This window comes from Stenotrophomonas sp. CFBP 13725, from assembly GCF_014841935.1.
Taxonomy (GTDB): domain Bacteria; phylum Pseudomonadota; class Gammaproteobacteria; order Xanthomonadales; family Xanthomonadaceae; genus Stenotrophomonas.
On the sequence record NZ_JACYUV010000001.1, the window covers coordinates 249,332 to 261,891 of the forward strand.

The 12,560-nt window shown below is 62.0% G+C and carries 14 protein-coding genes; 8 read left to right on the forward strand and 6 right to left on the reverse strand.

The annotated features are described in order from the left end of the window. Position 1 precedes the first annotated feature (1 nt). Entirely contained in the window at positions 2-1,726 is a 1,725-nt protein-coding gene (locus tag IFT65_RS01035; protein ID WP_192079423.1) for a phosphoethanolamine--lipid A transferase, read from the reverse strand. A gap of 265 nt (positions 1,727-1,991) precedes the next feature. On the opposite strand from IFT65_RS01035, the gene IFT65_RS01040 reads away from it, so the two are divergent. The 7 genes from IFT65_RS01040 (at position 1,992) to IFT65_RS01070 (ending at position 7,111) form a co-directional block, all read left to right on the forward strand. Then, positions 1,992-2,477, forward strand: coding sequence for a hypothetical protein (locus IFT65_RS01040; RefSeq protein WP_192079425.1), 486 nt, complete (start codon positions 1,992-1,994; stop codon positions 2,475-2,477). Positions 2,478-2,670: 193 nt separating this feature from the next. After that, on the forward strand, positions 2,671-3,834 hold the full coding sequence (locus tag IFT65_RS01045) for a zinc-dependent alcohol dehydrogenase (protein ID WP_192079426.1): 1,164 nt from the start codon (positions 2,671-2,673) through the stop codon (positions 3,832-3,834). Beyond that, complete coding sequence (locus IFT65_RS01050) at positions 3,834-4,796, forward strand: acyl-CoA dehydrogenase (protein ID WP_192079427.1); 963 nt, start codon at positions 3,834-3,836, stop codon at positions 4,794-4,796. The genes IFT65_RS01045 and IFT65_RS01050 overlap by 1 nt, the downstream gene beginning before the upstream one ends. Further along, positions 4,784-5,557, forward strand: a complete 774-nt coding sequence (locus IFT65_RS01055) for a PIG-L family deacetylase (protein ID WP_192079429.1) — start codon at positions 4,784-4,786, stop codon at positions 5,555-5,557. Before IFT65_RS01050 ends, IFT65_RS01055 begins: the two co-directional genes overlap by 13 nt. Beyond that, on the forward strand, positions 5,554-6,141 hold the full coding sequence (locus IFT65_RS01060) for a class I SAM-dependent methyltransferase (RefSeq protein ID WP_192079431.1): 588 nt from the start codon (positions 5,554-5,556) through the stop codon (positions 6,139-6,141). Before IFT65_RS01055 ends, IFT65_RS01060 begins: the two co-directional genes overlap by 4 nt. Beyond that, on the forward strand, positions 6,138-6,839 hold the full coding sequence (locus IFT65_RS01065; RefSeq protein ID WP_192079433.1) for a glycosyltransferase: 702 nt from the start codon (positions 6,138-6,140) through the stop codon (positions 6,837-6,839). Before IFT65_RS01060 ends, IFT65_RS01065 begins: the two co-directional genes overlap by 4 nt. A 2-nt stretch (positions 6,840-6,841) precedes the next feature. After that, on the forward strand, positions 6,842-7,111 hold the full coding sequence (locus IFT65_RS01070; protein WP_192079435.1) for a PQ-loop repeat-containing protein: 270 nt from the start codon (positions 6,842-6,844) through the stop codon (positions 7,109-7,111). Positions 7,112-7,248: 137 nt separating this feature from the next. On the opposite strand, the gene IFT65_RS01075 is transcribed toward IFT65_RS01070, so the two are convergent. Continuing rightward, on the reverse strand, positions 7,249-7,599 hold the full coding sequence (locus tag IFT65_RS01075; protein ID WP_192079437.1) for a hypothetical protein: 351 nt from the start codon (positions 7,597-7,599) through the stop codon (positions 7,249-7,251). Between the two features lie 333 nt (positions 7,600-7,932). Here IFT65_RS01075 and IFT65_RS01080 point away from each other — a divergent pair, with 333 nt between their 5' ends. Beyond that, positions 7,933-8,316: a DUF3653 domain-containing protein gene (locus IFT65_RS01080; protein ID WP_192079439.1), complete on the forward strand. Its 384-nt coding sequence runs from the start codon at positions 7,933-7,935 to the stop codon at positions 8,314-8,316. Between the two features lie 665 nt (positions 8,317-8,981). On the opposite strand, the gene IFT65_RS01085 is transcribed toward IFT65_RS01080, so the two are convergent. From IFT65_RS01085 to IFT65_RS18900, 4 genes are read right to left on the reverse strand one after another with little or no spacing between them, the layout of a single operon-like run. Continuing rightward, a complete protein-coding gene (locus IFT65_RS01085) occupies positions 8,982-9,653 on the reverse strand; it encodes a TraX family protein (RefSeq protein ID WP_192079441.1) in 672 nt (223 codons plus the stop codon). Continuing rightward, positions 9,650-10,837, reverse strand: coding sequence for a zonular occludens toxin domain-containing protein (locus IFT65_RS01090; protein WP_192079443.1), 1,188 nt, complete (start codon positions 10,835-10,837; stop codon positions 9,650-9,652). Before IFT65_RS01090 ends, IFT65_RS01085 begins: the two co-directional genes overlap by 4 nt. After that, a complete protein-coding gene (locus IFT65_RS01095; RefSeq protein WP_192079445.1) occupies positions 10,834-11,157 on the reverse strand; it encodes a DUF2523 family protein in 324 nt (107 codons plus the stop codon). Before IFT65_RS01095 ends, IFT65_RS01090 begins: the two co-directional genes overlap by 4 nt. Further along, a complete protein-coding gene (locus IFT65_RS18900; RefSeq protein WP_249404970.1) occupies positions 11,157-12,167 on the reverse strand; it encodes a virulence factor TspB C-terminal domain-related protein in 1,011 nt (336 codons plus the stop codon). The genes IFT65_RS01095 and IFT65_RS18900 overlap by 1 nt, the downstream gene beginning before the upstream one ends. Between the last annotated feature and the right edge of the window lie 393 nt (positions 12,168-12,560).

The window sequence follows — 12,560 nt, forward strand, 5'->3', positions numbered from 1 at the left end:
GTCAGGCCCTGGTCGTCGGCGTGACGCACGATGCGAACACATCCTGTGCGGGGTCGTACGCTGACGTGGTCACCTGCAACAGACCCAGTACCGAAGAGAACAGTACATCGTGGTCGGTGCGCTGCCGCGCCCGCTCTGCCAAGCAGCGCGTATCCAGGCCGCGGTCGAGGGCGAAGTGGCGTGAGAACCACATCACCATCGGCACCGACGTCTGCTCAGCCGGTGCGATGGCATACGGCACCCCGTGCAGGTAGAGGCCCTTTTCACCCAGCGACTCGCCATGGTCGGACACATAGATCAGGGCGGTGTCGTAGTCATCCATCGCCTGCAGTTCATGGACCGCACGCGCCAGGAAATGATCGGTGTAAAGCACGGCATTGTCGTAGGCATTGACGATCTGCTCGCGCGGACAGTTGCCCAGTTCGGGGTTCTCGCAGGGCGGGGTGAAGGTGCGGAAGTTGCCCGGGTAGCGCTGGAAGTAGCTTGGGCCATGGTTGCCCAGCTGGTGCAGCACGACGACACGATCGCCCGGGGTGAGACGCACCTGCTCGGCAAGTCCCTTCAGCAGCACCTCATCCATGCAGCGGCCGTCCGCGCACAGGCCGGGGTCCTTCGCATCGGCCAGTGATTCGAAGGCCGTGCCCTCGCAGACGCCCTTGCAGCCGGACTGGTTGTCGCGCCATAGCGTCTTGATGCCCACCCCATCCAGCACGTTGAGCAGCGATTGTTCCGACCGGATCTCGTTCTCGTCGTAGTGGCGCCGACCCAGCCGGGAGAACATGCACGGCACCGATACTTCGGTGCTGGTGCCGCAGGAATGCATGTCCGGGAAGTTGACCACGCCGATCTGTGCAAGCTCCGGCGTGGTCTGCCGGCGGTAGCCATTGAGGCCCCAGTTCTGCGCGCGAACGGTCTCGCCGACCACCAGCACCAACAGGCGCGGCCTGGCGCCTGGCGCGTGTGGCCCCGCCTTGGCATCCTGTGCGATGGGCGTCCTGGGGGCTCTCTTGATCGGCGAGTTCGAACGCAGGTTCTGCTCAAGGCCGATGAGGTAGTTCAGCGGCGTCGCCAGATACTTGATCTCGCGATGGTTGCGCAGCATCGATGCTACGTCGGCAGAGGCCAGCAGGACCGAGCCGGCACCCACGACCAGCAGGCCGACGATGAAGAGGGGGCGTATCCACGCGGTGCGGATCATCCGGCGCGGCACTATGCGCACGCGCCATACCGCCAGTGTCGGCAGCACGGCATGGACCAGCAGCGGCAGGATCAGCCCGGGCGTGATGAGCTCACGTGACTCCCTTGCATCGGTCTGCAGCACGTTGCGGACCATGTCCGCGTCCATGTACACGCCATAGGTCGACATGTAGTGCACGGCCAGCGCCGTAGTGAAGAACAGCACGGTAAGCAGCGGCTTTGCGCTCCAGCGCCACACCAGCAACGACAGCACTACCGCGTTTGCGGTGATCAGCAGGCCGCTCAGTGCGAGGCCGAACAGCAGATTGCCGGGATGCAGGGCGTAGGAGGCGCGCCAGAACGGCCCATTGCTGACCAGCGCGAAGAACACGCTGGCCAGCAGGATCAGCCGCTCCTGGCTTACCGCCGGATGCCAGCTTCCGAGGCGATCCAGCACGGCACCACGGGCCAGGGCACGGTAGGGGAGGGCAGCAGGACCTGCGGCGACAGGCGAGGGGGAAGGAGGGGCCACGAAGTAGAACGCCGGCATGAAGGATGGCGGCGATCTTGGGGGGGCACAGGTCGGATTTCGGTCGGAGCCGGGCAATCTTTTCGTTAAGCCGGTCAGGTCGCTTGCGGGAATTGCCCGAAGCAGGGTGAGGCTTACGCCCTCCGTCGACTCAATGCGACGCGGATCAAAGTGCAGCGGAGGCGAAGCGTGTGAAAACGCCTTTGGCAGCGTCATCTACGCGATGGCGCTGCTGCAGACGCACCGTCTGTACGCAGGCCCGGCGCACCGGGCAGGACGCACGCATATGAAAGTCATGGGAATGCATCACCTCGGCATGTCGCTGGTCGCCGTTGGCCTGCTGGCCAGCGGTACCGCGCACGCCAGCGGACTGACGCCGGTTGATTCGGTTTTTGAAGGAATGGGCGCCATCAAGCTCTCGGCAGGACCGTATTCCGGCACCTGTTCTGTCACCTTGTTTGGTGACATCGATCCGGCAGGAGCCGGGAAGATCGACGGAGATGTCTCCGAGTTCTCCGGCACATCACGGGGGTGCGCGGTGATAAGGGGCAGCGGAAGCTGGGCTGTGCTGCCAACATCAGCCACGACCCTCGAGATCCGCGATGTCAGGGTGAACGGGCCGTTTGGGGTCCACTGCTACGGGACGCTTGACGGCACGTTGATCGGCGGGCGGCTCAGCCTGACGGGGACATTGGAGTCCAATGTGGGCCTGGCCTGCGGGATCGACGGCATCCTTGAGACAACGCCGGAAGTGGGGATCAGCTGGCCCTGATCCGCGTACTGAAACGCCCGCCGCGCGTAGCGGCGGGCGTTTCCGGGGCGGGGTGGGGCGCATCGGCGACCCTGGCCCCGCGACGGGCGAGGGCCTGAATCGCGCGCATGCACGCCGCACGCACATCTTGGTCACCGTTCACCCATGGGTTGGCAGGTATCACTGGGTGCTACGATCTTCAAGGAGCCGGACCATGCGTGCATTGACCTACCACGGCAGCAAGGATGTACGGGTAGAGACCGTACCCGATCCGACCATCTCAGCGCCCGATGACCTGATCCTCCGGGTCACGGCGACCGCCATCTGCGGTTCGGACCTGCATCTGTATCGCGGCAAGATTCCCGACCTGCACGCCGGCGACGTCCTGGGCCATGAGTTCATGGGCATTGTCGAAGCGGTGGGCAGCGAGGTGACTGACCTGCGGCCGGGTGACCGCGTGGTGGTGCCTTTCGTGATTGCGTGCGGGCAGTGCTTCCATTGCATGTTGTCCGAGCACGCCGCGTGCGAGACCACGAACACCGGCAAGGGCGCGGCACTCAACCAGAAGGGCATCCGCCCGCCGGCGGCGTTGTTCGGCTACAGCCATCTGTACGGTGGCGTGTCCGGCGGCCAGGCAGAGTATGTGCGGGTACCCAAGGCCAATGTGGGGCCGCTGCGCATACCGGACGTGCTCGCGGACGAGCAGGTCCTGTTCCTGTCCGACATCCTGCCCACTGGCTATCAGGCCGCCATCAACGCCGGCGTCAAGCCCGGCTCGACGGTCGCGATCTTCGGTGCCGGGCCGGTGGGGCTGATGGCAGCTGCCTGCTGCCGCCTGCTGGGCGCGGAGACCATCTTCATGGTGGATCACCTTGCGTATCGCTTGGCCTTCGCCGAAAGCACATACGGGGTGACGCCGGTCGACTTCAGCAAGATCGAAGATCCTGCCGAATACATCATCACCCAGACCAACGGGCGCGGCGTGGATGCGTCCATCGAGGCCGTGGGTTTCGAGGCGGAGGGCAGCGCGCTGGAGACCGCGCTCACCACGCTGAAGGTGGAAGGCAGCAGTGGGGTGGCGATCCGTCAGTGCATTGCGGCTACCCGGCGCTGCGGCACGGTCAGCATTCCGGGTGTCTACGCGGGTTATCTGCACGGCTTCCTGCTGGGCGATGCCTTCGACAAGGGGCTGACGTTCAAAATGGGTCAGACGCATGTACAGGGATTGATGCCCGAACTGCTGGACTACATCGGCGAAGGTGCGCTTGATCCTGGCGTGATCATCAGCCACCGGCTCTCGCTGGAGGACGCGGTACGTGGCTACGAGATCTTCGATCGCAAGGAGGAGGACTGCCGCAAGGTCATCCTGACGCCCTGATGGACCAGCTTTCAGAGCACGCATCGCCCGCGCTGGATGCCGGCGCACGTGAGGTCTTGGCCCGCCTGCCTGCCTTGCCGTTGCCAGGACGTGGCAATACGTTGGATCGCTGGCGTGCGCTGGCCGACATCGCCGCCCGCGATCTCTGCGTGGTGAAGGTTGTCGAAGCCCACTACGACGCACAGGCGATTCTTGCCGACCTGCATGCTGATGCCCTGCCGCAGGACGCCCTGGCCGCAGTGTGGGCAGCCGAGGGCCCGCAGGCAACGCTCTGTTTTGACCCGGCCCTTGGCACCGTGACAGGAAACAAGCCGTGGTGCTCCGGTGCGGGATTGGTGGATGTTGCGCTGGTCACCGCACAGAGCGCTGACGGCCCGCAGCTCGTGCAGGTCCGCACCGATGCGGCCGGCATCCTGCTGCAGCCGCAGACGTGGCACGCCACCGGCATGGGCGGCATCCCCAGTGGGACGGCCCGCTTTGATGGGGTTGCTGCCGTGCCCGTGGGAGCGCCAGGCGCCTACCTGGCACGTCCGGGTTTCTGGCACGGTGGCGCTGGCATTGCCGCCTGCTGGTACGGTGCCGCCGCCGCGTTGGCTGCGCCCTTGCAGCGTTCTCCGCGCGTTGCGACCGACGCACAGACCGCGGCCCTGCTGGGCGAGGTCGATATGGCACTGCATAGTGCGGCTGCGCTGCTGCGTGACCTCGCAGCGCGCATCGACTCCGATCCGTCGCGGCCGTGGCAGACCGAAGTGGTCCGCCTGCGCAGCGTCGTGGAGCGCACCTGCACGCGCGTGCTTGATATGGTGGGGCGCGCGCTTGGACCTGCACCGATGTGTCTGGATGCGGAGCATGCCCGTCGCTGGAGCGACCTGACCGTCTTCATTCGTCAAAGCCACGCAGACCGCGACTGGGCCGCGCTGGGGCGCGATGTGCAGGCGCAGGAGGGCACATGGAGTCTGTAAAACCTGTTTCCCCTCGACCCCGGATTGAAGGGCAGGGCACGCCGGAAGCCGAGTGGGAATCGTCTTCGTGGCTGGGCGCGCTGCCAACACGCGAGGCCCATTCGGTGCTGCAGGACGCGCGCCGGCTGGTTATCGTGTCGCCCCATCCGGATGATGAAGTGCTGGGCTGTGGCGGCCTCATGCAGGCGGCCGCACGCCTCGGTGCGGACGTGCATGTGATCTCGGTAACCGACGGCGAGGCCTGCTATCCCGATCAACCGTTGTGGCCTGCTGCGCGCCTGCGCGATGCGCGGCGGCACGAACTGGCCACCGCCATGCGCGAGCTTGGGCTCGATGCCACCCATGTGACCTTGCTGGGCCTTCCAGATGGTGGCGTCAGCCTGCGCGAGGCCGAACTGGTCACGTTGCTGGTGGCACAACTCCTGCCGGGTGACCTGGTGCTGGGTCCGTGGGTGCATGATGCCCATCCGGACCACGAGGCAACCGGACGTGCGACGCTGGAGGCAGCGACGGCACGCGGTGTGCGTGCGCTGCAGTATCCGGTATGGGCATGGCACTGGATGGATCCGCACACCACCATGGGGCCGTGGCGCGTGGCCTCGCGCGTCGCCCTGTGTGACGCCTCGATGTCGCGCAAGCAGCAGGCAATGCGGGCGTTCGCCACCCAGATGGGCGCGGTGGACGGACTCGACTGCGCGCCCATCCTGCCCGATCACGTTACCGCGCGTTTCAAGCGGCCCTACGAGGTGCTGATCGGATGAGTACCGCCGCCTACTTCGATACCTTGTATCAGCAGCCTGACCCGTTTCAGTACCGTAGCCGCTGGTATGAAGCGCGCAAGCGTGCGCTCACCATCGCCGCGCTCCCACGGCAGCGGTATCAGAAAGCGTGGGAGCTGGGCTGCTCGAATGGCGTACTCACGGCGGAGCTGGCGCCGCGTTGTGACACGCTGTTGGGTACCGATATCAGCGCAGACGCCTTGACCGAGGCGGCCGCTTCCACGCGCATGTATCCCCACGTGACGCTTAAACGCGCCGTGCACCCGCAGGACTGGCCTGCCGGCCGGTTCGATCTGATCGTGATCAGCGAAGTCGGGTACTACCTGGCGGAGCCTGATCTTGAGCAGCTCGCTGTTGGCCTGCGTGGGAGCCTCGCCGATGGCGGCCTCCTGCTGGGCTGCCACTGGCGGCATGGGTTTGATGAGGCCCGCAGCAACACTGACCAGGTGCACGAAGCGCTCGGCCAGGGCTTGGTGGAGGCATTCACCTATCGCGACGATGATCTGCTGCTTCAGGGATGGAGCACGCAGGCGACCAGCGTGGCGCAATGGGAGGGACTGCGATGATCGGCGTCATCATTCCGGCCCACAACGAGGCGGCCGCGATCCAGCACTGTCTGGCCTCTGTCAGCCGCGCCGCCCAGCATCCGAGATTGCGGGGCGAGGCCGTGCTGACCGTCGTGGCGCTGGACAGCTGCACCGACGCAACGGCGGCGGTGTGTGAGGGGCAGGGCGTGATGGCCATTGCAGTAAATGCGCGCTGCGTTGGCGCTGCACGTGCGGCCGCCGCGGATTATGCAATTGCCCAGGGGGCGCGTTGGATCGCCAGCACGGACGCCGATACGATCGTGCCCCGCGACTGGCTGAGCAGGCAGGTAGGCTGTGGTGCAGATGCCTTCTGCGGCGTGGTGAACGTCGCCGACTGGATGGACTATCCGGACGCGGTTCGAGACGCCTTCGCGCAACGCGAACTCGTCAGGGATGGTCATCGCCATATCCATGGGGCCAACATGGGCGTGAGCACGCCTGCGTACCTGGCCGCTGGCGGTTTCCAGACACTTTCCACCGGCGAGGATGTCGCGTTGGTGAGTGCGCTGAGCAATACCCGCGCATCCATTGCATGGCATGCGAAGCCTGCCGTGCTCACCAGTGCCCGCCGCTCGGCGCGCGCACCGCACGGTTTCAGCGAATTCCTGCGGGCGTTGGAGCGGGAAGTCCTTGATGTCGGTACGCGGCTGCTGCCGACGCGAGCGCTGCAGGGCTGAGCATGGAAGTGACGGCGGACCTGTTGGGCTGGGCGGCCACGGTGGTGTTGATCGCTACGCTGGCGCGCCAGATCCACAAACAACACAAGGCTGATTCCGTGGAAGCCGTATCTACGTGGTTGTTCGTGGGCCAGATGACGGCGTCGGTGCTGTTCATTGCTTACAGCGCTTTGGTGGGGTCTACGGTGTTCGTGGTGACGAACTGTTTGATCCTGGCGACGGCGGTAGTTGGGCAGGTGTCGGCGGTGCGGCGGCGGAGACGGAGAGAGTAGGGCAGGGGCAACATCATGCTGGCAAACCTTCGCGGGCTTGCCGACGGACTCGGGATGGGCGTCCGAGTTACGTGCTAAAGCTCGGTAGCAGTCGGGGCAGTCCATCACAGGGAGGGGCCTCCTGAGCACGCTGAAGGTCAATAAAACTCCACTGACTCCATGTTCGGTCCAACCAATACCCCAAGGTCCCACCTCACAATTTCAAGCTCATAAAGACGGTCGTTGGGGTCCGCGAACAGAATTGCTGTCAAGTCGGCCCCATCTGCGTCAGAAAGGCGGATTTCTACAGGGTAAGAATGCTGACCCTCGTACTTCGGTCGGTCATACCCTTCAATGATAAACAAGACTACAGCGCCATCCGGGAAGCGATCCACGGCACTACATCTATTCATATCTTCAATCAGCTGTGACGCGTCCTGCGGCGGAAGGCGCTTGGCCACGCCTTCGATCAGGAACCTTTCCCTTTCTGAAATAGCTCGCATCATCATTTTACTTGCATCAACATTTCACCGGACAGATTGCACCGACGTTGACCGCACGATCTGGAGGGCAGCGAGCCTAGTATTCCACTTTGGCGCCATTCGCCTGGATCCTACCGGAAAAGTTGGCGCCGTTGAGGAGGGACGTCTATTTGACTAGGGGATCGAAGCTTGTCGCATCCTGTGAGACAGTCAGGGCTTGGTCTTTCGTAACATAATATACATTATGCGCAATTGGGTCAGGGCCGGGATGGCGTTCGTTTCGTCCGGTTGGCACTGGATAAAGCTTTGGATCGGCTCTTGCTTCCCTTCCGGCTCTGACGACAAGGACGAGCTAGCAGCATGAGCAAGATGGATCCGCACGACCGTGTAGAACTGACCGGCCATTGGGCCGGTTTCGGTTTCCAGGCTGGAAAGATGTTCACCCCTGAGGGACACAGTCTCGAACCCTGCGACATGACCTGGTGGTCGCTCACTTGCAACATCGCTCGGGAATGGCGGTTGATGATGGCGGAGGCCCGTTCAGATCCAGCGATCGACAGTTCCACCTGTGCTCGTAATTGCGACGCCGGCTTCTGTCATCGTTCTGAAAATGTCATCAATCTTCGCGATGCGATAAGGCGGAGGCGAGAAAAGCGGCTGGGCGTGGGTGATCGCGGACCGGGCGAAGAGTCCTCCAATGTGGTGCAGATCAGCCGTGGGCCGAAGCCCCGCCAACGCGTGTAAGGCGTTGAGCTAGCGGCGAATCACCCCCCATGGCTGTCACGCCGCTTCGATAGGAAAGTGCCGAAGGCCTTGCAGCAATCGATCCAGACGCGCCCTATGCCCGACCCGAGCGCAATTGCAGCAACCAGTTCCAAAAAAGAAAAATCAGTCATGAATAGCCTCAAAAATTAAGGGCGGCAGGGTAACTCGTTACGTTACTGAAAAGTCGGTTGACCGGGTGACAACTGGCCCCGCCGCCGAGACGTCCAATGTGGTCCAGATGCGCCGAGGGCCGAAGCCACGCAAGCGCGGGTGAGGCGCTTACCGTAGGGGCCCTGCCCCTACACCCCGGTAGAATGCCAAAGACGCAATTAGGTAGGTTCTTATGGAAAAGACAGGTTGGCAAGTGGTGGCAGCAGCTATGGGGCTCTGTGCAGTGGCAATGGGCTTCGCATTGCAGGCAAACAGAGTTGCATTGGCACAAGCCACGGAGGATTTGAAGGGCTCACGAACCGTGGAAACGGTAACGCTACACGAAGTGCACCAAGCGCGCTGCGCACCAGAGCCGAACATGCTGTCAAACGGCGATGTAGTTGCCTGGCCAGCAACAGCGAAATGCATGGGAGGAAAATTGATTGACCGCACTGCCGACGGCTGGGAATCTGTAACGCACCGCGGGCAACCAGTCAGCTGCAAGCCGTAAGCACAACGAGATGCCCAACGTAATAGGCGTAGAAAGCCCAGCGAGTGCGAGGGATCGTCCAAGAAAGCTCGCCGAGCTGCATCAGTGGAAGCGCGAGAAGCGCCCATGCGTTGCCGTTGTAGAGGCAAAGCAACGCCATGCAGATCCATATCCAAACGGGGAGCACGAGATACAGCCGTGATCGACGGAAGTCCCAACAGCCCAGCAGCCAATGCATGCGCTTTCCGTGCTGCCGGAACCAGCTGTGAGCCGCTACAACGAGCCACACGCCGGGGAAGCCGTAATCAACCACAAGTGGAGCTATCAGCATCGCGAAGGCCGCCACGGGCCAGTTCCGGCGCTCTATCGACCATATGGCCGTAGACCCGACTGAAAAGGTAACAAGCACGTTGAGCGGTAGCAGCTCACCGAATGCCATGAAAGCCACCGGAGTGGCGACCAGACCCCAAGCAAATAAGCGCCGTATGGATTTGACTAGGTCTGTGCCCGGAAGGGCCAGATTGTAGGAAAGCACCAACGCGAACAAAGGGAATGCGACACGGCCAAGTTCGGTGGCAACAGGAACATACCCGAGCTCGAGAACCTTAGTCACATGGTCGCCGGTCATCAGAAGAACAGCGATCCATTTCAACAACTCACGTCCACCGCTCGTCATAGTTTTGCCTCGGATAGCTGAGTGACCCCGGACCCTTCGTAGCCGGGGGATTCGGGAAACGTGCCCTGAGCTCTTTGCGTCCTGGCAACGAGTGCACTACCGCCCTGCTCTTTCATCCGTATGTCGTCAATTGCCCGGTCCATCTGCGTGCCGCCATCGGCGAACCGGTCCTCACGCTGGTGCCTGTAGGGCTCGTACTGTCCGTTGCGAGCAACGAACCGACAGGTGGGGTCGTCGAGGTCATAGCGCGTGCCTTGCTCAGTGACGCAAGTACAGCTGGGACCATCGTGATCGCCTTGGGCATTGGTGCCGCCACGAGAGGCCATACAAAAAACACGCGGAGGCTCTGACGGAAGGTTGAGCGCGGAGTCGTATGCAGGCGCAGTCCACGGCTGAGATGGAAATCGCGGAATAAAGCTCTTCGCGTATTCCTCAGCGGTCTTATCAGAAAACGCTGCACCGCCACCGCCCGCCGTCGCTGACGCTCCGACGCGCGGCGACGATGCGCTTGGTGGATTGAGCGCTGCTGTATCGGCGGTATCGCCTGAAAACCGCTTATCCATTCGACCAAACGTGTAATACATCAACACCGCGCCGAGGACAGCCGCTACTGGAAGCGCGATGACGTACCACGGAACCCTTCGCTCGGTGGTGTCCATCTCCGTGGACTTGTAAAGACCCATAGGGCGCTTTGGTAGCTTCTTGCGCCGGATAACGAGCGGAGTGGCCTTCTCAGCTTGCGCTTCAAAGCGGTCGAACTCTCGCAGATGCACGAAGTTGGTACCGAATCGCCTACGCACATGGACGTGACGTTCAATGAGATCGTGCACGAACTGATCGCACTGCTTATCAGGTGACTGGCTGACAAAAATAAAGTCCAGGCCACGATGCCTGTGCTTAGCCAGTTGCTCTACGTGCCGAGGGACCTTGGCTCCCGGTGCGCGCTTTGGAAGCATCCCATGCTCGTAAGCTTCGTCAACCAGTGCAACGGCACCGTCAGGAAGGAAGTCCGGCCAGTCACGAAACTGCTCAGGAGTGAGCTCAAGAACACCCGTCTTTGCATAGTCGAATTCGCGGATGTTGCACGCATAGACCATGCGCCCCTGATCCTTGAATTCTAGAAGACGCTCAATGGCGTGAAGTGTTTTGCCATGTCCTGGCAGGCCGGTATACCAGTAGATCATGAGCCGCCTCCCGAGATCTGATCAGCCACGGTCTTCGGAACGATGAATACCTTCCACGTCATCCGAACAGTGAGAGCCGAGAGGATCATCGACATGACTGTTCCGACGCCGAGATAGGACAGGAAATCAAGCATGGGGCCGGGTATAGCCCCAACGTACTGCAGCACGAAGCTTTTGAGGCTGGGCAGAACGGAATTGAACGTAATGGTTGTGAGGCCGAATGCTGCAAGGAACTTGCCAACGATGCCGGCCGCAGCGTCTTTGGCCGTTCCGACAAGGTGAGTAACACCCTTAGAAATCCAATCCCATACCATGCCCATCAGACGCTACCTCCAAGCAAGATGCGCAGTGCGAAGTACGCGCCGAACATCAGAATGAGCCCGCGCATGATGGCGGCAAGCTGGCAGAAATATGGGAAATCCGCACCGCTAACGGTGGTTCCCATGATGGTGATAGACGGAGGCTGAGGACACGACCCAGCGGTGCCAAAAAGACTGGTGGTGTCGATCATGTTGGTAGAAACGCCGAGGCCCCACTTTTTGGCAGAGGCAACGTCAGCGGCTCCGTCTCCGGGGGAAGTAACAGCGCCCTGCCCCTCCAGTGCATCAGCGACGCCATTGCCGTTGGCATCAGTGCTGGGGCCACCTGACGAATCTCCGGCACCTTTTGCGACGAGCTTCTCAAGAGCGCACGCGGAGCGCCACTGCATCATCAGCTGCGTGTGTTCCATCGCGCTGCACTTTTCACCTGTGCACACTGGGGCGCCAGCCTGCGTGCACTGACCGCCGGAAATGTTGTTGTTGCGACGCGTGTTGCAATCAATGCGCCACTGGATGCGAGCTTGACCACACATGATGGGAGACCCGCTACAAGAGGGGGGACTGTTGCAGTCATCACCACCGGAAAACTGATCCTTACGCTTTCCATCAGGATCAGGTTCACCGTCCTCGCCTTCATCAGGACTGCCATCGTTATCACTGTCTTTCTTACATGTCCCATCTTTGCCGCGCACCTCACCTGCAGCACATTGCCCGTCGCCTGGAATGCAATTACCCAAGGGAGAGCGAATCATCCCTGCAGGGCATTCCTCATCTTTTTTCTTGCACGAGCCATTGACGAGCGCCATACCATCGGGACACGGCTGCTCATCAGCGCAAGCATTGCCAACCACCACTTGATTAGCAGGGCACTCTGGCTCAACTGGCTGACAGACGCCGAGGCCTGCATTCCAAACCATGTTCTTGCCTTGCGCATTACAGTCGGGCTTTTTGTCACAGAGCTTCCCGGTTGCGCTGTAGGTACTCGTATCATCTGCGTTCTGGCGGAACACGGACTCGCAGCCGGACATGCAGCGGACCGAACCCGTAGGAGTAAAGAACGGGGTAACACCTGACGGTCGGGCAGCACAGGATTTGTCTTTCGGGAAGAAATGCATTCGCTGAGGACAATCAGTCCTTGCGCCGGCCCAAGCGGCCGTGGGCGAATTCCGCCATTCAACAAAGCAGTAATAGCCAGGAGAATCCGTCGAAGCTCCTTCAAGAGAGCACGTTTCAGCGTGCATGCGACGCGTGCCAGAATCAGCAAGCGACACCGCCCTGCCCGCCTCAGACATGCACCCGGCATAAGCTGCACCCTGATCGGGATAGTCAACGGCCCATGCGCGCGGGGAGAAGAGAGTGGCGACTATGAGGGCAATGACAAGATATGCCAGTCGCCTGACAAA